The organism is Dickeya sp. MK7 (assembly GCF_000406305.1).
GTDB classification, from domain to species: domain Bacteria; phylum Pseudomonadota; class Gammaproteobacteria; order Enterobacterales; family Enterobacteriaceae; genus Dickeya; species Dickeya fangzhongdai.
In genome coordinates, this window is the sequence record NZ_CM001984.1 from 3,363,788 (window position 1) to 3,383,188 (window position 19,401).

Annotated in this window: 20 protein-coding genes; 6 read left to right on the forward strand and 14 right to left on the reverse strand. The window is 60.2% G+C overall.

Annotated elements, in window-relative coordinates; all coding sequences use genetic code 11:
* Positions 1-62 precede the first annotated feature (62 nt).
* From DXXMK7_RS14445 to DXXMK7_RS14465, 5 genes are read left to right on the forward strand one after another with little or no spacing between them, the layout of a single operon-like run.
* Positions 63-1,250, forward strand: a complete 1,188-nt coding sequence (locus DXXMK7_RS14445) for an isochorismate synthase (protein WP_038667293.1) — start codon at positions 63-65, stop codon at positions 1,248-1,250.
* Positions 1,247-2,875 carry a (2,3-dihydroxybenzoyl)adenylate synthase gene (locus DXXMK7_RS14450; RefSeq protein ID WP_038919701.1) on the forward strand — a complete coding sequence of 543 codons (1,629 nt, stop codon included), beginning with the start codon at positions 1,247-1,249 and terminating at the stop codon, positions 2,873-2,875. The genes DXXMK7_RS14445 and DXXMK7_RS14450 overlap by 4 nt, the downstream gene beginning before the upstream one ends.
* Before the next feature lie 3 nt (positions 2,876-2,878).
* The gene (locus DXXMK7_RS14455) at positions 2,879-3,754 is read left to right on the forward strand and encodes an isochorismatase family protein (RefSeq protein WP_038919702.1); all 876 of its coding nucleotides are present in this window, start codon (positions 2,879-2,881) and stop codon (positions 3,752-3,754) included.
* Entirely contained in the window at positions 3,751-4,509 is a 759-nt protein-coding gene (dhbA, locus tag DXXMK7_RS14460; protein ID WP_038919703.1) for a 2,3-dihydro-2,3-dihydroxybenzoate dehydrogenase, read from the forward strand. The genes DXXMK7_RS14455 and dhbA overlap by 4 nt, the downstream gene beginning before the upstream one ends.
* A 23-nt stretch (positions 4,510-4,532) precedes the next feature.
* Positions 4,533-4,949, forward strand: a complete 417-nt coding sequence (locus tag DXXMK7_RS14465; protein WP_038921061.1) for a hotdog fold thioesterase — start codon at positions 4,533-4,535, stop codon at positions 4,947-4,949.
* Positions 4,950-5,324: 375 nt separating this feature from the next.
* Here DXXMK7_RS14465 and DXXMK7_RS14470 read toward each other — a convergent pair whose 3' ends face one another.
* The 3 genes from DXXMK7_RS14470 to DXXMK7_RS14480 all read right to left on the reverse strand — a co-directional run bounded on the left by DXXMK7_RS14470 (position 5,325) and on the right by DXXMK7_RS14480 (position 8,084).
* Positions 5,325-6,383: an alkene reductase gene (locus DXXMK7_RS14470; RefSeq protein ID WP_038919704.1), complete on the reverse strand. Its 1,059-nt coding sequence runs from the start codon at positions 6,381-6,383 to the stop codon at positions 5,325-5,327.
* Between the two features lie 315 nt (positions 6,384-6,698).
* Entirely contained in the window at positions 6,699-7,271 is a 573-nt protein-coding gene (locus DXXMK7_RS14475) for an alpha/beta hydrolase (protein ID WP_038919706.1), read from the reverse strand.
* Between the two features lie 318 nt (positions 7,272-7,589).
* Entirely contained in the window at positions 7,590-8,084 is a 495-nt protein-coding gene (locus DXXMK7_RS14480) for a YbaK/prolyl-tRNA synthetase associated domain-containing protein (protein WP_038919708.1), read from the reverse strand.
* Between the two features lie 270 nt (positions 8,085-8,354).
* On the opposite strand from DXXMK7_RS14480, the gene ypdK reads away from it, so the two are divergent.
* Complete coding sequence (gene ypdK, locus DXXMK7_RS23285; RefSeq protein WP_099327210.1) at positions 8,355-8,429, forward strand: membrane protein YpdK; 75 nt, start codon at positions 8,355-8,357, stop codon at positions 8,427-8,429.
* A 176-nt stretch (positions 8,430-8,605) separates the two neighbouring features.
* Here the strand turns inward: ypdK and DXXMK7_RS14485 are convergent, their stop codons facing one another.
* The 11 genes from DXXMK7_RS14485 to gspD all read right to left on the reverse strand — a co-directional run bounded on the left by DXXMK7_RS14485 (position 8,606) and on the right by gspD (position 19,401).
* On the reverse strand, positions 8,606-9,457 hold the full coding sequence (locus DXXMK7_RS14485; protein WP_038921062.1) for an A24 family peptidase: 852 nt from the start codon (positions 9,455-9,457) through the stop codon (positions 8,606-8,608).
* 180 nt (positions 9,458-9,637) lie between these two features.
* Positions 9,638-10,126 (reverse strand): type II secretion system protein GspM, encoded by a 489-nt coding sequence (gene gspM, locus DXXMK7_RS14490; protein ID WP_038919710.1) that lies wholly within the window; start codon positions 10,124-10,126, stop codon positions 9,638-9,640.
* Positions 10,123-11,325: a type II secretion system protein GspL gene (gene gspL / locus DXXMK7_RS14495; RefSeq protein WP_038919711.1), complete on the reverse strand. Its 1,203-nt coding sequence runs from the start codon at positions 11,323-11,325 to the stop codon at positions 10,123-10,125. The genes gspM and gspL overlap by 4 nt, the downstream gene beginning before the upstream one ends.
* Positions 11,322-12,398, reverse strand: a complete 1,077-nt coding sequence (gene gspK / locus DXXMK7_RS14500) for a type II secretion system minor pseudopilin GspK (RefSeq protein ID WP_038919712.1) — start codon at positions 12,396-12,398, stop codon at positions 11,322-11,324. The genes gspL and gspK overlap by 4 nt, the downstream gene beginning before the upstream one ends.
* The gene (gene gspJ, locus DXXMK7_RS14505) at positions 12,395-13,135 is read right to left on the reverse strand and encodes a type II secretion system minor pseudopilin GspJ (RefSeq protein WP_038919714.1); all 741 of its coding nucleotides are present in this window, start codon (positions 13,133-13,135) and stop codon (positions 12,395-12,397) included. The genes gspK and gspJ overlap by 4 nt, the downstream gene beginning before the upstream one ends.
* Complete coding sequence (gspI, locus tag DXXMK7_RS14510; RefSeq protein ID WP_038667263.1) at positions 13,132-13,509, reverse strand: type II secretion system minor pseudopilin GspI; 378 nt, start codon at positions 13,507-13,509, stop codon at positions 13,132-13,134. The genes gspJ and gspI overlap by 4 nt, the downstream gene beginning before the upstream one ends.
* A 3-nt stretch (positions 13,510-13,512) precedes the next feature.
* A complete protein-coding gene (gene gspH / locus DXXMK7_RS14515; protein ID WP_038919715.1) occupies positions 13,513-14,052 on the reverse strand; it encodes a type II secretion system minor pseudopilin GspH in 540 nt (179 codons plus the stop codon).
* Positions 14,053-14,054: 2 nt separating this feature from the next.
* Positions 14,055-14,516 (reverse strand): type II secretion system major pseudopilin GspG, encoded by a 462-nt coding sequence (gspG, locus tag DXXMK7_RS14520; RefSeq protein ID WP_038667257.1) that lies wholly within the window; start codon positions 14,514-14,516, stop codon positions 14,055-14,057.
* Between the two features lie 34 nt (positions 14,517-14,550).
* Positions 14,551-15,777 (reverse strand): type II secretion system inner membrane protein GspF, encoded by a 1,227-nt coding sequence (gspF, locus tag DXXMK7_RS14525; protein ID WP_038919716.1) that lies wholly within the window; start codon positions 15,775-15,777, stop codon positions 14,551-14,553.
* Between the two features lies 1 nt (position 15,778).
* The gene (gene gspE, locus DXXMK7_RS14530) at positions 15,779-17,275 is read right to left on the reverse strand and encodes a type II secretion system ATPase GspE (protein ID WP_038919717.1); all 1,497 of its coding nucleotides are present in this window, start codon (positions 17,273-17,275) and stop codon (positions 15,779-15,781) included.
* Positions 17,272-19,401, reverse strand: a complete 2,130-nt coding sequence (gene gspD, locus DXXMK7_RS14535) for a type II secretion system secretin GspD (RefSeq protein WP_038919718.1) — start codon at positions 19,399-19,401, stop codon at positions 17,272-17,274. Before gspD ends, gspE begins: the two co-directional genes overlap by 4 nt.

Here is a 19,401-nt window from a genome sequence, read left to right on the forward strand (position 1 = left end):
CCGCCCTGCGGTGACGCCTGCGCGCCACCATTTTGTTCACTCACGACATAAGGATAACCCCCGTGTCAACGCTCGCAGCCACCTCTTCATCGCTGGATGCACGCACGCTTCAGCACGATGACTTTCTGTTTCTGTCCCCCGACAACAGCCTGCATGCCCGCGGATGTTACGCCACTCTGGCGACGGCAGTGGCAGACGGCGGTCACCTGCAAGGCGACGTTCAGCAACAGGTAAAAACGCTGTTTGCCCGCGCCCGACAGGACGGTATCGCCCGACCGTTGCTGGTTGGCGCCATCCCGTTCGACAAACGCCAGCCCGCCAGGCTGTTCGTGCCGCAACAGTCCCACTGGTTCGCACGCGAGACGTTGCAGCACGACACGCCGTCCGCGTCGCCGCTGACCGTGCGTCAGATACGCGAAGTGCCGGAGCAGGATGCGTTTTGCCAGATGGTCAGCGCCGGGGTCGCCGCGACCCGCAGCGGCGAGCTGAACAAGATCGTGCTGTCCCGCCTGCTGGATATCGATACCGAGCAACCGCTGGATTCGATTCGCCTGCTGCTGCAACTCAACCGCCAGAACCCGTGGAGCTATAACTTCCACGTGCCGCTGGAACAGGGCGCGCTGCTGGGAGCCAGCCCGGAACTGCTGCTGAACAAGCAGGGCCATCATATTGTGTCGCAACCGCTGGCCGGCTCGGCCCGCCGCAGCGACGACCCGGTGGAAGACCAGCGCCTGCGCCGCATGCTGATGGCGTCGGCCAAAGATCGCCACGAGCACCGGCTGGTGACCGATGACATCCGCCGGGTATTGGCCTCACGCTGCCGGACGCTGACCATTCCGGACACGCCGGAGCTACTGAGCACGCCGGTACTGTGGCATCTGGCTACCCGGATTCAGGGCGACGTGCTGGACCCGCAGGAAAACGCGCTGTCCATCGCCTGCCTGCTGCACCCCACGCCGGCGCTGTGCGGCGTACCTTTCGAAGCGGCCAGAGATCGCATCGCCCAACTGGAGCCGTTCTCGCGCGGGCTGTTCGGCGGCATCGTCGGCTGGTGCGACGATGAAGGCAACGGTCAGTGGGTCGTCACCATTCGCTGCGGCGAAGTCCGACAAAACCGGGTACGGCTGTTTGCCGGCGCGGGCATCGTGCCGGATTCTCAACCGGTGTCCGAATGGCACGAAACCGGCGTTAAATTGAGCACCATGCTGCGCGCATTTGGTCTGCGACAGGATCAGGAGTGTGCAGCATGATGATTGAATTCACCCGCTGGCCGCCCGAGCTGGAACAGCGCTATCGCGAACGGGGTTACTGGCAGGATGTGCCGCTGGGCGACATCCTGACCCGACACGCCGACAATGACGGCACCGCGTTGATCTGCGGCGAGCGCGCCATCAGTTACCGACAGATGAATCAGCAGGTGGCGCAACTGGCTTGCGCGCTGCAGCGCCGGGGGATCAAACCGGGACAGACCGCGCTGGTGCAGTTGGGCAACGCCGCCGAATTCTATCTGACTTACTTCGCGCTGCTGCGCGCCGGCATCGTGCCGGTGAACGCGCTGTTCAGCCATCAGCGCAGCGAGCTGTGCGCCTACGCCGACCAGATAGCCCCGACGCTGTTGATCGCCGATCGCAGCCATCCGCTGTTTGCCGACGATAGCTTTATCGACGATCTGCGCCGGCGCTGCCCGTCGCTGCAGCAGGTGATTCTGCGGGGCGATGCCGACTCAGCGCAGGCGCTGTCACAGCTGTTACTGGAAGACGGCGACCTGCTGGCCGCCACGCCGACGCCCGCCGATCAGGTGGCGTTCTTCCAGCTTTCCGGCGGCAGTACCGGCACGCCGAAGCTGATCCCCCGCACCCACAACGATTACTACTACAGCATTCGCGGCAGCGTTGAGATTTGTCGGGTCGACGCGCACACCCGCTTTCTGTGCGCCCTGCCCGCCGCCCACAACTATCCGCTCAGTTCGCCGGGCGCGCTGGGCGTGTTTTACGCCGGCGGCACGGTGGTGCTGGCGAGCGACCCCAGCCCAAGCTGCTGTTTCCCGCTGATTGCCCAACACCAGATCACGCTGACCGCGCTGGTGCCGCCCGCCGTCACGCTGTGGCTGGAAGCGGTGGCGTTATCCGGCGATCGCCGCGCGCTGGCAAGCTTGCAGGTATTGCAGGTCGGCGGTGCGCGTTTAAGCGAAGCGCTGGCGCGACGGGTGCCGGCGGAACTGGGCTGTCAGCTGCAACAGGTGTTCGGCATGGCGGAAGGACTGGTGAACTACACCCGACTGGACGACGACGATGCCCACCGTTTCACCACTCAGGGCTGCCCGATCAGCGACGATGACGAAGTGTGGGTGGCCGATGCCGATGGCAACCCGTTGCCGCACGGCGAACCCGGCCGACTGATGACGCGCGGTCCTTACACCTTCCGGGGTTACTACCGCAGCCCGGCGCACAACCGCCAGGTATTTAACGATGACGGTTTTTACTGCTCCGGCGATCTGGTGATCCAGCAGGCGGATGGCTATTTGCAGGTGGTGGGCCGCGAAAAAGATCAGATCAATCGGGGCGGGGAAAAGATCGCCGCCGAGGAGATCGAGAACCTGCTGCTGCGTCACCCGGCGGTCATCAACGCCGCACTGGTAGCGGTGCCGGACCCGATGATGGGCGAGAAAAGCTGCGCGTTTCTGGTCACCCGCGAACCGCTCAAAGCGGTGGCGCTGCGTCGCCATCTGCGCGAACAGGGCATCGCCGACTACAAACTGCCGGACCGATTTGAACAACTGCCTACCCTGCCGGAAACCGCGGTGGGCAAAGTCGATAAACAGCGGTTACGCCAGCTGGCGCAACAGCGCGTGGCGGCCGCCGCCGCAGGAGAATAAACCATGGCTATTCCAAAACTGAACGCCTACCCGCTTCCCGGCGTGGAGCAATTGCCGGTCAACAAGGTTAACTGGTCGGTCGATGCTTCGCGAGCCGCCCTGCTGATTCACGATATGCAGAACTATTTCCTCAATTTCTGGGGAGAAAACAGCCCGCTGACCGAGCAGTTGGTCGCCAATGTCGCGCTCATCCGTCAGGCATGCCGCCAGCAGGGCATTCCGGTGTTCTACACCGCGCAACCCAACCAACAGAGCGACGCCGACCGGGCGCTGCTCAACGACATGTGGGGGCCGGGCCTGAACCGTCACCCGGATCAACAGCAAATCGCCGCGGCCCTGACGCCGGATTCGGACGACACCGTGCTGGTGAAATGGCGCTACAGCGCGTTCCACCGTTCCGATCTGGAACAACGACTGAAAGCGGCAGGCCGCGATCAGCTGATTATCTGCGGGGTATACGCGCACATCGGTTGCCTGACCACCGCCACCGATGCGTTTATGCGTGATATCAAACCGTTCATGATCGCCGACGCGCTGGCGGATTTCTCTCAGGAAGAGCACCTGATGGCGCTGCGTTACACCGCCGGGCGTTGCGGCCGGGTGCTGACCAGCGGGCAACTGCTGGAAGCGCTCGCCCCGCAGGCGGATGACGACCTGGCGCGTTTGCGCGCCGAGCTGCTGCCGCTGTTGGATGACGACGATGACATCGGCGACGACGACAACCTGCTGGACTACGGGCTGGATTCGGTGCGCATCATGTCGCTGGTTACCCGCTGGCGTCAGCAGGGACATGACCTCGACTTCGTGGCGCTGGTGAAAAACCCCACGTTGCGCCACTGGCACCAACTGCTTAGTCAGCCTCAGCGGGAGGAAGCATGAGCGTCACGCTGGATTTCAACGGCAAACAGGTGTGGGTGACCGGCGCCGGGCGCGGCATCGGTTATGACACTGCCTGTCGTTTCGCCGACGCGGGCGCTACCGTCACCGGATTCGACCGCGCGTTTTCCGCCGACAAACCGCCGTTTCGCGCCATCGAATTGGATATCAGCAACGCGGCTACCGTTGCCGGTGTCTGCGCGACGCTGCTGGCGCAAACACCGCGTCTGGATGTGCTGGTGAACGGCGCCGGCATCCTGCGCATGGGCCAGACCGAAGCGCTCAGTCAGCAGGACTGGCAGGATTGCCTGAATGTTAACGCCGGCGGCGCCTTTCACCTGTTTCAGGCGCTGATCCCGCAGTTTCAACGGCAACGCAGCGGCGCGATTGTCTCGATTGGCTCCAACGCCGCGCATGTACCGCGGGCCGGCATGGCGGCCTATTGTGCGTCCAAAGCGGCGCTGCGCAGCCTGTGCCTGACCGTTGGGCTGGAGCTGGCGCCATACGGCGTGCGTTGCAATCTGGTGTCGCCCGGCTCCACCGACACGCCGATGCAACGCAGCCTGTGGCACTCCCCCGCCTCGGAACAACACACCATCGCCGGTTTTCCCGAGCAGTTCAAACTGGGGATTCCGCTCGGCAAAATCGCCCATCCGCGCGAAATCACCGATGCGGTGCTGTTTCTGGCTTCCGATCTCGCCAGCCACGTTACGCTACAGGATATGGTAATCGACGGCGGCGCCACGCTGGGCGCATGACCGGTTTTCATGGAGAAATGAGCATGATCTGGAAACGCGCCACCTCACTGGAGGCGCTCAATCAGATGAGCGATGACTGCATGGTGTCCCATCTGGGTATCCGCTTTACCCACATGACGGACAACAGTCTGGAAGCAACCCTACCGGTGGACGCCCGCACCCGACAACCGTTCGGCCTGCTGCACGGCGGCGCCTCAGTAGTGCTGGCGGAATCGCTGGGGTCGGTGGCGGGCTGGCTCTGTACCGAACCGGGCGCCAGCGTAGTCGGCCTAGAAATCAACGCCAGCCACCTGCGGGCGGTAGCGCAGGGCGAGGTTCGGGGCATCTGCCAACCGTTGCATCTGGGCCGCCAGACGCAGGTCTGGCAGATAGAGATCGTGGACGAGCGCCAGCGGCGCTGCTGCATCGCCCGGCTGACCACGGCCGTTATTCAGCCGTAATGTGAGAAAGGAGGCCAATGGCCTCCTTTGAGGCTGTTGACAAACAGCTATGTTGTTTTATGAATGGTGAAGCTTGTCCGGTCAGTGAATAGTTTCGTGCGGGATAAGCGGTGTCATTTCTTTGCCGCTTCATCGCACGCACGACAAGAAGAGGCTCAAACGCCGCCTCTCCTTGACCTCTGGCTAGGGGCTAAACTGTGCCGCTTCGCGGTGCCTTCGGTGCTCGACTTCGCTATTCGGACCACCCGTGACGCGTTCCAGACGCGACACGGGCTTGCGCGGCTTCCCTGCCGCGCATCCGGCGAAGTCGTTCACCTCAGCACAGTTTTTGACGCCGGAAAAATGCTTTATCCTGTACTTAAGGACTATTGCTTGTTACTCCGCCAGCGCCGGGTAATCGGTGTAACCTTCCGCGCCTGGGCCATAGATAGTATTACTGTTCAGCTCGTTGAGCGGCGCGCCGCGACGCAGGCGTTCAACCAGATCCGGGTTGGAAATATAGACCCGGCCAAACGACACCGCATCCGCCTCGCCGTCCGCCAACAGTTGCTCAGCGGCGCCACGGGTCAGACCATCGTTGGCGATCACCACGCCGCTGAACGTTTTGCGAATCAGCGGCAAAATGCGCTGCGGCGTATCCAGCGCTTCACGCACAAAGATGAACGCCAGTTGGCGATCGTTCAGTTGCTCAGCCACATAGCCGAACAGCGCCTGCGGGTCGGAATCCTGCACGGAGTGCGTGTTGGACATGGTATTCAGGTGCACGCCGACCCGATCCGCCGGCCACACGGTCAGTACGGCGTCCACCGTATCCAACAGAAAACGCGCCCGGTTAGCGATGGAACCGCCGTACTGGTCGGTGCGCAGGTTGGAGCCGTCATGCAGGAACTGGTCGAACAGATAACCGTTGGCGGCATGAATTTCCACGCCGTCAAAGCCAGCGCGTTTGGCGTTTTCCGCCGCCCGGCGAAAATCCTCCACGATAGCGGCTACTTCTTCGGTTTCCAGCGCTCGCGGCACCACATAAGACTTGTACGGACGAATGGTCGCCACGTGCCCTTCCGCCGCAATGGCGCTGGGCGCCACCGGCAAGTCGCCATCCAGATAAACAGGGTCGGAAATGCGCCCCACGTGCCACATTTGCAGCACCATTTTGCCGCCCGCCGCGTGTACCGCCGCATTGATGCGGCTCCAGCCCTCGATCTGTTCGTCCGACCAGATCCCCGGCGTATTGGGATAGCCGACGCCCTGCGGAGTGACGGCAGTAGCCTCCGTCAGGATCATCCCGGCGCTGGCGCGCTGAACGTAATAGTCCAGTGATAACGCGCTGGGGATCCGCTGGTCGAAAGCACGCATGCGGGTCAGCGGCGCCATGACAATACGGTTTTCTGCCTTGATAGCGCCAATATGGATTGGATCAAACAAATCTGGCATAGCTTTTTCCTTTTCGTTGACACCCAACAAGTGAACGGCTGAACTCAACGAACGGCTACGGCGTCATTGTCCGCATCGAACGGTGACACCGCCTGACGATTCGTGGCATCAGCGTAATAAATAGAAGGAATAGGGATATACACCATCGTGAAGAGCGCTGCCAGACCATTCGGTGCTAATGGCAGCATATTGGTTATAACGAGGTGAATGATGATAACGAGGTGAATAATTATAACGCGGTAAATGGTTATAACAGGGTAAACGGTTATAACGCGGCGAAGACGTGTGCTTACGTCCCCGCACGCCGGAGCGATATCAGGTTGCCGGCGCGAGTTGCCCGGCAAAGGCGGCCAACCGCTGCAGTCCGTATTCCCATTTGCCGAACCCCGACTCCGCATTAATGTGACCGCCCTCGCCGACATCAACCAGATCGCTGCCCCAGGCGTGCGCCCAGTATTCAGCGCGGGAAAACGTCATTAACGGGTCGTTGTGGCTGGCGAACGCCAGACTGGGCACCGCCAGTCGTTCGGCCTGAATACGATCTTCAATTTCAAAGCGCATGGGTTCAGCCGGCGCCACCAGCATCACGCCGGCGATACCTTCCATACCTTGCTGGACCACATGACAGGCGGCCAGCGCGCCAAAGCTGTGACCAATCAACACCGCCGGCCGATCACAGGCCGCCAGTTCGCGGCGAATCGCCAGTACCCACCGGTCCAGATCCGCCTGATACCACTCTTTCTGGCGAATACGCCGCCAGAACGGAAACCGCCGCTCCCAGTGACTCTGCCAGTGCTCTTCATCACTGTCGCGCAGCCCCGGCACCAACACCATGATCAGGCGCGGGTCGATGTCCGTCAGACGCTGGTCTACTTCTGTTGTCTGCATCAGGTTCTGTGTCTCCCTGTTGATTGCCTGCCAGGGTGACACGGACACCATCAGTGCTACCGTCGTCCCTTACACCCTATTCATTACAATCTGATAACAATATCAGCACCGGCTTACAGCCTACCACGTGATTCCCGATTTGTATCCTAGACTGTGTTCCTTAATTATTCGTGCCGCTAACCAGCCCCCTAGTCGCGCGACCCGCATTCGCTCTCCCTTCGCAGCCACGCCTCATTCAAGTACGCCGCCTGACCGGCTTATCCGGCTGAGTTATTGTGCTTTTTACACCAGACACCTGCTGAGGCGTCTCTTTTTGGCCTACCCGGATAGGCGGGAAAACGCCAGCTCGCGCGGGCTGGCGATACGCCGGTAATCGTCGGTATTAAGAATCACCGAGCAGGTCAGCGATCCCGCATTAAACGCCAGTTCATCAAAGCGGGTAAACAGCATCGGGTCGGCCACCAGCAGCAAATCAGCATGAAAACTGAATGGCGGAATGGCGCCGAACACACAGTGCGTTAGGGCGTCGACCTCCGCCGGACTGGCCAGCGACGCGCGGGTGCCGCCCAACGCCTGCGCCAGACGGGTTAAATCCGCCTGTTGGTCTGCCGGCAATACCGCCAGCACATGCTGGCGCAGGCCATTACCCTTGACATGGCAGACCAGCGCCTTGGCCCCCTGCCCCAGTTCGGTGCCGCGTATCCGCGCCACCTCCTCCGAGCGCCCGGCGCTGTCGTGATGCACGACCCGATAACGCGCCCGCTCCTGTTCAAGGCGCTGGCACAACTGCTCAAAAATGGTGTTTGTCGGCATAATCTGATCCGTTGTTCTCAACATCGGCAAACCGCTGCCTTTCGCATGGCGGGCAGCGTGCCGTCAATGCTTTTTAATGCTATCCCCATCGGATTTAAAGCCATTCCTCTTGAATTTCGCCCCTGACCCAGCGTAGATTTAGCGCCGATTCCGTCATCTGTCTGCAAATGGCAGCGATGGCTGGGGGAACGGCTCAGAACCAGGCAGTTCCCGAACGGTGAAACGCACAATCGGAATCATTGCTGGCGTGATACTGCTGGAGAGAAATCAGTGAAGTACTTGTTCATGGGAGTTTCATTTATTCTGTTTTTGTGGGTAGGCACTTTTTTACTGATGCTGGAATAACCCTGACGGTATTTCACCATCCACTTCGACAGGCGGCTCCTGTCGGGGCAACAACAAAAAATAATTATCAGGCACACACGAAAGACGAACAAACGACAGGCTGGCGCCACTCTGCCAGCCTGTTTTTTATGGGGATTTCCGATGATCAACGCCGCCCGGCAACGACCGGTGACGGCTCAGTGACTCCAGCCTCCCAGCACATTCAGCACCAGACTGATTGCGCCGCCCACCGCCAGCCAGGGGCCAAACGCCAGCGGCTGCTGCATGTTGATACGGCGCACGCGCCGCCACAACAGTGTCGCCACCAATCCAGACAACGAGGCAATCAACACCAGATTCGGCAGCGCCTGCCAGCCCAGCCAGGCGCCCAGCGCGGCCAGTAATTTGAAATCCCCCTGCCCCAGCGCTTCACGCCCGCTCAGCAGACGAAATGCCCAGTAAATCAGCCACAGCGACAGATAGCCCGCCATCGCGCCGACCACGGCCTGCTCAAGCGGCACAAAGGTATCCGCCAGATTAAACAGCAAACCGCCCCATAGCAGCGGGAGGGTCATGACATCCGGCAGTAACTGGGTTCGGGCGTCGATAGCCGCCAGCGTCAGCAGCATGCCGAAGCACAACAACGCCCCCAGCAACGCCAGCCCCGGCTGCCAAAGCAGCCCGGCCAACAGAAACGATAACCCGGACAGCAACTCAATCAGCGGATAGCGCCAGGATATCGCGCCGCCACAGCAATGGGCGCGCCCGCGTAGCCATATCCAGCTCAGCAGCGGAATGTTGTCGCGCACACGCAGTCGTTGATGACAATGAGGACAGGACGATGGCGGCCAGCAAAGGTCATAACGGGAAGACGGCGCGCCAACGGGCTGACCGAGCTGAAAACGCGCTTCCTGCTGCCAGCGCCTTTCCAGCATCACCGGCAGTCGGTGGATCACCACGTTGAGAAAACTACCGGTAATCAGCCCCAGCAATAACAACGCCGTCAGCCAGATACGCGGAAATGCGCTGGCAAAGGCGATCAGATCCATGTTGTTCTCCCATCCCGATCCCTGATGGCCCGGTATGCTGACACAAGACGCCAGCCCGTGCCAGACCGGTGAATCACAGACATCGTTTTTTGCGCGCCGGCGCGCAGACTGGTTGATTGTCGGCGGCGGCATCAAGCCCAGCCTGCCGTTTAGCGTCAGACAGGCTGACCGTTTCGCCGGTTACAGCACCCGCTCCAGTGACAACCGGGTCACCTCCACCATACCGGCGCTGTTGGGAACTGCCGTGACATCCAGTCCCTGGGTGATCACGCCGTTTTTCTGCTCCAGTTCTGCCAGCCAGTGCAGCAGATTATTAAAATCGCTACGGGCCAGCGTCACCGACACCTGCGACTCCTGCGGCTGCATACGCAGCACGGTGATGCCGTAGCGGGCCGCGCTTTGCGGCACCAGCACCGTCAGGCTGATGTCCCGCCCGGCGATCTGCCGCCGCGCGCCCTCCGTCGGCGGCAAACGCGGCGCCTGTTGCTGCATCCAGCGCACGGTCTGGCGCTCGCGGTCAATAGTCATCCGCCACTGCCGCGCCTGCTCCTGCCACGGCGCCCAGCACAAATAATACAGCAGGCACAACAGCACCAGACCGCCGCACGCCAGCGTCATCATCCGTTCGCGCTGGCTCATTATCTGCCAGCGACGACGCAATTCATTCATGGCTGACTCCTCAGGGTTAACTGGCCTTCCACATGGTCTTTTTCCTGCTTCATTTCACCCGGCGGGATCTGGAAATAGGCCTGAGCCTGCTGGCGGAACTGTTCCATCTGCGCATAAGACGTCGCACGCAGGCTGAGGCGCAGTTCATCACGGCTGCGATCGTACGATAGCGATTGCAGCGACACGCCGTCATTCTGCGCCACCAATTGCTGCAACCGGTTCATCTGTTCCGTCAGCGCAAAGCCGCTCATGCCGGAACGCGCCTCCTGCAAATGACGTTGCATCTGCGCACGCGGGTTCACCACCTGTTTCTCGTCCGGAAACAGTTTGCGGTACATCCGCACACTCTCCTGACGCCAGTAATCCGCCTGACGATACAACTGGTAATGGGTCCAGACCGACTCGCCCAGCACCAGCAGCAGCCAGGCGAACAAGGCGATCAGCACATTGCGCCACGGCAGTACCGCCTGTTTCCAGGGTTTCACTGGCGCGTATTCGCCCTGTCGCAGATCCATACTCATCGGCAGGCTGGCCTGCGCGGCCAGCGTCAGCAAATCCGTCACCGGTTGCGGTTGCCAGGTCAAAGCCGACGCAGGCACCGGACTATAGCAGTGCACGGCGGGCAACGGCTGAAAACCGGCCAGCAGCGACTGATACCAGCTATCTTCCGCCGCCATGCCAATACCGGTATCCAACCGGAACAGCCACAGATTCTGATGGCTGATGGCGCTCCAGGCGCTGTCGGCCCGCGGCAGCGCCATCACATCCGGCACAACCGTCTCTACCGGCACGCCCAATGTCTCACACAGGTTCAGCCATGACCGCAGTCGTGATTTCTGCACCACCGCGACGGTCGCGTTATCCCCTTGCATCTCCATGACGGCAAAATGCAGTTGGTCGATATCGCTCGCCACCTGCTCTTCCAGCATAAACGGAATGGCTTGCAGCAATTGTCGGCGCGACTGACGCGGCAACGACAGGCTATGAAACGTGACGTCGGTCGACGGCACCAGCACCCGCACCGACATCACCGGATAATCCGCCAGCACCGTCTGAAGACGCTCCAGCGTTCCGTTGCCCTGCGTCAGGGTCTGGTGGCGGCTGACAGACCAGATCAGCCATTCCAGGCTGTCTGAAGTCTCTGCGGACAACCGCAGAATCAGCTGTTGTTTGCCGCTGACGTTCTCGGCCCTGTTCATGGGTTCACCGTCCTATATCCCCCGTACTGACGTTGTACCACCTCAATCTGCTTGCCACGATGAAACAGACTGCGTTGATAGAATTCACTGTCGTCCACCCGTATCTGAATGTCGGCGAAGAACCAGTCGCTCTTGATCGCCAGCACCTGGCGGACGCCGGTTTTAGCGTTTTCCGGCAGTGGCGACAGCCCCATAAATTCATTAAGATTGCGCCATCCCTGAGGCGGACGTTGCAGCAAAACGCGCTCGGCCGCTTCCACGCTCATCTCCCCCATGAACAGCGCCGACAGCAATGGCGCGCTCTCTGGCGTCAGGGTATTGACGTTGACAACCAGCTTGTCCACCGGCAACACGCACACATAAGGCAGCAAGCGGCGGTACAGCGCCGCATCCACGCCCATGACCGCCCGCAGTTCCGTGACGTCCGTCATACGCTGGTTGCCGGGATGAAAGTTGACATAGCTGTCGTCTTCCGCGCCGTTCATCAACGGTTCGCTATCCTCGTCGATCCAGTCGCGCACCGCATCCGTTACGCGCTCGGCCTGCTTCGGATCTTCGCCCAGCACCATCAGCAGCTGCCGAAATACCTGAGCGGCATAAGGCCCCTGCTCAGGATTACCGCCTTTGGAAGGCGGGCTTTGATTGTTGGTGTCGGTATTACCGCTGCCGGCGTTGCTGTTGGTATTGTTATTACCATTATTGTTATTACCGGATGCGCTATTGGGCATCGGTTTTTTGGCCGGACTGAGCGCGTTAAGATTGAGACACGCCTGACCGTCCAGCACCTGCGCACGAATTTCGCTGCCATCCGCCATCATCTGGTGATCCACCTTCGACCAGGGCTGACCGATAAAGGTGCTTTCCGGCGATGCCTGAGCGTCACGCTGCAGCGAACTGGAAATCAACGCCTCCGCGCCCAGCGCATACCAGCGAGCCTGCGTACGGTTGAGCAAATTGCTGGTGCGTTGCCACGCCTTGCCGCTGCGCTCTGTAATCGACGCGGCGATGGTGACCATCAACGCCAGCATCAGCATCACAATCAACAGGGCGACGCCGCGTTGCCGACGACTCATGAGTCACCTCCGCCGTTGTCGTCCGGCGATGCCTGATTCTGCTCGCCGGACGAATCGGTATTTTCCTGCGGCGGCTGATCCTGACTGTTCTCGTCCTTGTTCTCATCGCCATTATTGCCATTCGGGCCGCCCTTGCGCTGCGCCTCCACATAGCGCGGCGTCACCAGGAACACGCGGGTAATCTCACCGTAGTCCCGCAAGGTAACGACAATCGCAATGCCTTGCGGCAGATGAGCCGGATCGTCCCAGCGATCCTGCCAGCCATCCTTGCCGAAAAAGCGCAATACAAACCCGGTCACGCCGGTTAACACCGGACGTATCGCCGCCTCCTGCGTAGACAGCGGCTCGGAAGAATCATAAAACAGCCGTTCCAGCGTATCGCCGCGCAAGCGGTACCCAACGCGTTGCAGTTCAGAGCGCGGCATAATACCCAGCGGATTGAGCCAGCCATTGCGGATGAAACTGACCGCCCAGTCGGCGCTGCTTAATTGATAGCGCTCGGCGTAAAACCCCAGTTCATAGCCCTGACTGCGGCGGGGAACGATCTGCGAAAAATCTCGCTCCATCAGGGAAAAAGCCCGTTGCAACTCCGCCAGACGGGCCTCTTTACGCGCCGAAGCCTCGTCATTGCGCATCACGCCATTCATCACCTGCGAAGCGGCCAGGCTGAGCGCGGCGAAAATCGCCAGCGCCAGCATCACTTCCAGCAGGGTAAATCCGCAGTCTGGCCGTTTCACTGCGCGGGTTCTCCCGGCTGAACCTGATAGCTGCGCAATACGGCATCGGCGGCCCGGCTGTCGCGCTCATGACGAACTTCAACATCTACCGCTCGCACTCGCGTATCCGCCGTTGCCACGCCCTGAATACGCCAGAACCAGAGCGAGCCGGCAAAATTGACTTCACCGTCTACCCATTGCGTCTGCGGCCACTGTTTTTCCAGCCGCATCGCCGCCTGCTGGTTTTCCGCAATCCAGAGCGCAAAAGTTTTCTCTTCCAGCCGACCAAGCCCGTTCGCCTGCTGTGCGGTCGTTTTCAGCACCGTCAGTCCGGCCAGCGCGAAAATCACCAGCGCCACCATCACTTCGAGCAACGTCATTCCCTGCTGTTTCATCCCTTACTGCTCCGCTTCCGGCGACGTTTGCACCCGACCATTGGTATCCACCTGCAGCCAGGCGGAACTACTGCCATTATGCAAAGTCAGACGAAATGGCGTGACTTCGCCGCCCGGCAGGATCAGGATGTGCGGGTCGCCATTGCCCGGCGAAAACCCGGCGCCATCCCCCGCGGCTCCCACCTGCGTGGACAGCTCGATCTGAAAGCCATCCGGTAACTCGCTGGGCGAGGACATCCGGTACGGCTGCCAGGGTACCCAGACATAACGCAGGCGTTGCTGATCTTCCGGAGAATTCTCCACCACCTGACGTTGCAGCAACGCGTATTGCCAGCGGCGAGGTTGAATATAAATGCCCAGAATATGGTCATTCATCTGACTGTCCTCCACCGCATACTGCAGTTGCGCCTTGAAGCGGGCGATTTGCCAGCCGCTGTCCTGCTGCTTAGGCGCAGGAATCGCCATCATCACCAGCGTGGCGGCCACACCGGCCAGCAACACCACCAGCATGATCTCCAGCAGCGTAAATCCCCGCTGACGCACGATCAGGGGTTCCCGTTACCGTTACTACCGTTGTTGTGCGCGCCGTTGCCGACATTCCAGTTACCGATGTCGTCATCCGTATCCGGCATACCATCCGGACCGTAGGAGAACACGTCCACCTTGCCGTGACGGCCGGGGCTGACCAACTGGTATTCCGCGCCCCACGGGTCCTGCGGCAAGCGGCGGATATAACCATCCTGGGGGTAATTGCGTGGTTCCGGCGGCGTGGTCGGTTTTTTCACCAGCGCCCCCAGCCCTTGCTCAGTCGTCGGGTAACGGCTGTTGTCCAGCTTGTACATATCCAGCGCGCTCTCCAGCGCGACTATGTCGCTGATGGCTTTCTGCCTGTCGGCTTTTTCTTTGTTGCCCATCAGGTTCGGGACAACCAGACTGGCCAGTACGCCGAGAATGACGATGACCACCATGATTTCCAACAGGGTAAAACCTCGCTGACGTCGTTCCATCTTTTCGTTACCTCATTAAACGTATCAATCTTCGCTACATACTCATCAGGGTATTCAACTGCAGGATCGGCTGGAGAATCGCCAGCACGATAAACAACACAATGCCGGCCATGCTGACGACCAGCAGCGGTTCAAACAACCCCAGCGCCAGCGTCATCTGGGCGCTGAACTCGCGATCCTGATTATCCGCCGCGCGGGTCAGCATGCCATCCAGTTCGCCGCTGCGCTCGCCGCTGGCGATCATGTGACGCATCATCGGCGGAAACAGCGACGTCTGCTCCAGCGCCTTGTGCAGGCTCACGCCTTCACGCACCGCATCGGTCGCCTGCCCCAGCCGGAAGCGGGCGTAATCGTTGGTCAGCACATCGCCGCTGATGCGCATCGCCTGCAACAGCGGCACGGCGCTGGAATTAAGAATGCTCAGGGTGCGGGCGTAACGGGCGGTGTTAAGCCCCCGCGCAATACGCCCGATCAAGGGAAGGAACAACAAACGCCGATGGAAGACGAGACGGTGCTTTTCCTGCCGTAGCAACACGCGCAGCCCCATCACCGCCATCACCAGCAATAAAATCACCCAAGGCCCATAGGCTCTCACCGCGTCGCTGACGCCCATCAGCAACCGCGTGGACAGCGGCAGCGCCTGCTTCATGTGGATAAACTGCTCGACCACCTTGGGCACCACGGCGGACAGCAGGATAGACACCACCGAAATCGCCACCAGGGTCAACACGCAAGGATAAATCATCGCCTGTTGGATACGGCTGCGCATCTGCTGGCGCTGCTCGGTGTAATCCGCCAGCCGGTTCAGCACCGCATCCAGATGGCCGGATGCCTCGCCCGCCGCCACCATAGCGCAATACAGACGCTCGAAACTGCCGGGGAAATTGCCCATCGCCTCGGCCAGCGAATGCCCTTCCACCACTTTGGCGCGCACCGCCGCCATCAGCGCGCTTAGCTTCGGCTTTTCGCTCTGTTTCGCCACGGCGTCCAGCGCCTCTTCCAGCGGCAATGCCGCCGCCACCAGCGTCGCCAGTTGACGGGTCAGCAACGCCAGATCGCTGGCGCTAATGCGATGCGAACGGCGCAACGACAGAGAGAAGCCGCTGCGGGTAGTCACTTCGCCGCGCTGTTCCTCAATTTTGACCGGCACCAGTCCCTTTTCACGCAGCAACTGACGTGCGTGACGAGCAGAATCCGCTTCCTGCATGCCCTGACTTTTCTTTCCCTGGGCGTTCAATGCCTGATACTGGAACAGCGCCATGTCATTCCTCTTTCGTTACACGCACCACTTCTTCCCAGGTGGTGATGCCCGCCAGAACCTTATCCAGCCCGTCCTGACGAATCGTAACCCGCTTGTCGCCCAGCATCCGGGCGATACCCAGTTCACTTTCGCCGTGATGAATGGCGTTGCGCACCGTATCGTCGATCAGCAGCAGTTCATGGATGCCGGTACGGCCGCGGTAACCGCTGTAGTTGCACTTTTCACAGCCGCCGGGATGGTAGAGCGTGGTCCCCGCCGCCAGACCGGTCTGCTGCGCCTGTTCGTCGTTGAGGACATAAGGCTGACGGCAGGACGGGCACAGCGTACGTACCAGCCGCTGCGCCAGCACCCCCAACAGCGATGTGGACAACAGAAACGGCTCGATACCCATATCCTGTAGACGGGACAACGCGCCCAGCGCGCTGTTGGTATGCAGCGTGGACAGCACCAGATGGCCGGTCAACGACGCCTGTACCGCGATCTGCGCGGTTTCGCCGTCACGAATTTCCCCCACCAGCACCACATCCGGGTCCTGACGCAGAATCGCGCGCAAACCACGGGCGAAGGTCATATCGACCTTAGGGTTGACCTGGGTCTGCCCGATGCCTTCCAGCTCGTATTCAATCGGGTCTTCCACCGTCATAATGTTGCGTTCGGCGGAATTGAGACGGCTCAGCGCCGCATACAGGGTGGTACTTTTCCCCGAGCCGGTAGGCCCGGTCACCAGAATGATGCCGTGCGGACGGTGGATCAACGTATCCAGTTGGCGACGGTTGTGTTCGGCCATCCCCAACGCTTCCAGATCCAGCCGAACGCTGTTCTTGTCGAGCAGACGCAACACGACGCGCTCGCCGTAGTTGGAAGGCAGGGTCGACACACGCACGTCAATAGCGCGGCCGCCAATGCGCAGCGCCATGCGGCCATCCTGCGGGACACGCTTTTCGGCGATATCCAGCTTGGCCATAACTTTGATACGGGAAACCAGCAATGACGCCAGCTGACGCTGCGGCCGCAGGATTTCCCGCAGCACGCCATCGATACGAAACCGGATTAACAGGTGACGTTCAAAGGTTTCGATATGGATATCCGAGGCCTTGTGCTTGATGGCTTCGGTGAGCATGGCGTTGATCAGTCGAATGATCGGCGCGTCATCTTCGCCATCCAGCAAATCGTCGCTGTCCGGCAGCTCTTCCGCCAGCGTGTAGAAATCAATATCGTTGCCGATGTCCTCCATCAGGCGGCGCGCCTCTTCGGAATCGCGCTGATAGCGCATCACCAGTTGCCGCTCAAACTCTTCCGGGCTGACCTGACTCACCGTCAACGGCACCCCGGCGACCCGGCGCGCTTCCAGCAACGCCGGCGCGGGCGTGTCGGGCACGCACACCACTTCCGCCGCCGTAGCCGATTCATCCTGCAACAACAGAATCTGCTGCGCCCGGGCAAAGGCAAACGGCAGCACCGGTCGCAGTTCAGGCGTGTTGACAGGCTGATCGCTCATCGCCCCTCCGGCTGATAAAAGGCGGAGATGGACGATTGTACCTGACGGAAGGTGTACGTGTTGCCACCGGACAAACGCAGGGTATTGTTGTCCAGCACGCCGTTGCCTTCGCCGCGTTGCTGCTGCTGTTCATTGTTGAAAGAACGGTATTTGTTGATCGACGCTTCCTGGAACTGTCTTGGGTCACGAATAATGCTCGGACGTAAAAACAGCATCAGGTTGCGTTTGCTCACCGTCTGACTTTTCGAACGAAACAGGCTGCCCAGCCACGGAATATCGCCCAGCAACGGTACCTTGTTATTGGTTTCAACGGCGGTTTTATCGAGCAGGCCGCCCACGACCACAGTTTCGCCATTGGTGACCATCACCGCATTGTTCACGGTGCGGGTATTAAAAGTCACGCCCAGCGAACTGTTGGTACTACTGTTGCTGTCCGCCACGCTGGAGACTTCCTGCTCAATTTGCAGCAACACCGAATCGCCTTCGTTGATCTGCGGTTTTACCCGCAGCTTGATACCGACGGTCTTACGCTCGACGGTATTGAAAATGTTATCGGCCGATGTGGTTTGCGAACCGGTCAGTACCGGCACTTCCTGACCCACATTAAAGGTCGCTTCCATGTTATCCAGCGTCACAATGCTCGGCGTCGCCAGTACATCGTTTTTGCTGTCGCTGGACAGCGCGGTCAGCAACATTGACCAGTTGCCGCGATAAAAACCGGCGGTAATGCCGTTGAAGCTGCTGAGTGCGCTGGCATACGCCGTCGTCAACGTACCGTCGCTGCGGAACTGATCGGTTCCGATCACCGCCGTTGAAATCGGTATGCCCGTGTTGGTGAACTGGGTCATGCCAGCACGCTTGTTGGCCCACTGGATCCCCAGATTCAACCCGTCGGCATCCTGAATTTCGGCGATGATCGCTTCCACCAGTACCTGCGGACGGCGAATATCCAGTTGATTGATCACCTGCTCCAGGTCCCGCATGATATCGGGCGGCGCGGTAATGATCAGCGAGTTGGTCTGATCATGGGCGCGAACCGTCACTTCTTTGCCCTGAATCGTGATAGTGCGGCCGCCCGAGCTGCTGGTCGAACCAAACGCGGAGCCAAATCCCATACTGGAACTGGACGACGAAGACGAACTGCCGGAAGACGAGTTGCTGGACGAACCGGAGTTGCTGTTGCTGTTTGAGCTACTGCTGGAACGCGGCGATGACGGCCGCGACGCATTCGACGACGAATTGCGGTTGCCGCTGGTGCCGTTGCCGGCCAACACTTCTATCAGATCCAGCGCCTTGGCGTACTTGAGGTAGATAACCTTGGTTCCGCCCTGCACCACCTGTTTGCGATCCAGCTGGCGGATCATTTCCACCGCACGCTGACGGGCGTTTTCTTCACCGCTCACCACCACTGAGTTGGTGCGGCCATCCGCCACCACGTTAGCCAGCATGGTGCTTGGCAACGCGTTCTTCTCATCGCTCTTGTTGAGATCGTTCACCAGTTTGGCAACGTCTTCCGCCGATGCGTAGGTCAATGGGACTGTGACCATTTCACGATCGCCGGTCTTATCCACCGTATTGACGATATCCACCAGACGTTTGATGACCGCGGCGCGCCCGGTCATCAACAGCACGTTGGACGGCTCATAATGCACCACGGTGCCGGCGCCGGCGTTATCGTTGAGCTGACGCAGCAACGGAGCCAAATCACGTGCCGCCACATTGTTGAGCGGCACCACGCGGGTCACCAATTCGTCGCCGATTCCCGGCTGTTCGTTATTAGCCAGCGGAATGGAAGACGATTTAGCATCTTTGGAACGGATGACTTTCAATACGCCGTTATCCATCGGCACCACCGAAAAACCATACACATCCAGCACGCTAAGGAAAAACTGGTAATACTGCCCTTCGTTCATCATGTCGTAGCTGCGCACGCTGATGGTGCCGCGAACCGTCGGGTCAATAATCACCGTTTTGTTCAGGTTCTTACTGACCGTATTGATGAACTCCTGAATATCGGTTCCTTTGAAACTGGCTGAAAATTCGGCAGCCCAGCCACACGGCGAGCCAAGCAGGAGAACGGTTAGCCCCAGCCACCCCCAGCTTTTTTTGATCCCTTTGCCAAGCAC

What these genes read in the sequence shown, in the direction of transcription:
- gspG (WP_038667257.1), bottom strand. Translation starts at nt 14,516, where the DNA reads ATGGAACGACGTCAGCGAGGTTTTACCCTGTTGGAAATCATGGTGGTC.
- DXXMK7_RS14470 (WP_038919704.1), bottom strand. Translation starts at nt 6,383, where the DNA reads ATGCCAGATTTGTTTGATCCAATCCATATTGGCGCTATCAAGGCAGAA.
- DXXMK7_RS14450 (WP_038919701.1), top strand. Translation starts at nt 1,247, where the DNA reads ATGATGATTGAATTCACCCGCTGGCCGCCCGAGCTGGAACAGCGCTAT.
- DXXMK7_RS14475 (WP_038919706.1), bottom strand. Translation starts at nt 7,271, where the DNA reads ATGCAGACAACAGAAGTAGACCAGCGTCTGACGGACATCGACCCGCGC.
- gspM (WP_038919710.1), bottom strand. Translation starts at nt 10,126, where the DNA reads ATGAATGAATTGCGTCGTCGCTGGCAGATAATGAGCCAGCGCGAACGG.
- gspF (WP_038919716.1), bottom strand. Translation starts at nt 15,777, where the DNA reads ATGGCGCTGTTCCAGTATCAGGCATTGAACGCCCAGGGAAAGAAAAGT.
- gspI (WP_038667263.1), bottom strand. Translation starts at nt 13,509, where the DNA reads ATGAAACAGCAGGGAATGACGTTGCTCGAAGTGATGGTGGCGCTGGTG.
- gspE (WP_038919717.1), bottom strand. Translation starts at nt 17,275, where the DNA reads ATGAGCGATCAGCCTGTCAACACGCCTGAACTGCGACCGGTGCTGCCG.
- DXXMK7_RS14455 (WP_038919702.1), top strand. Translation starts at nt 2,879, where the DNA reads ATGGCTATTCCAAAACTGAACGCCTACCCGCTTCCCGGCGTGGAGCAA.
- DXXMK7_RS14485 (WP_038921062.1), bottom strand. Translation starts at nt 9,457, where the DNA reads ATGGATCTGATCGCCTTTGCCAGCGCATTTCCGCGTATCTGGCTGACG.
- gspL (WP_038919711.1), bottom strand. Translation starts at nt 11,325, where the DNA reads ATGAACAGGGCCGAGAACGTCAGCGGCAAACAACAGCTGATTCTGCGG.
- DXXMK7_RS14465 (WP_038921061.1), top strand. Translation starts at nt 4,533, where the DNA reads ATGATCTGGAAACGCGCCACCTCACTGGAGGCGCTCAATCAGATGAGC.
- DXXMK7_RS14480 (WP_038919708.1), bottom strand. Translation starts at nt 8,084, where the DNA reads ATGCCGACAAACACCATTTTTGAGCAGTTGTGCCAGCGCCTTGAACAG.
- gspK (WP_038919712.1), bottom strand. Translation starts at nt 12,398, where the DNA reads ATGAGTCGTCGGCAACGCGGCGTCGCCCTGTTGATTGTGATGCTGATG.
- dhbA (WP_038919703.1), top strand. Translation starts at nt 3,751, where the DNA reads ATGAGCGTCACGCTGGATTTCAACGGCAAACAGGTGTGGGTGACCGGC.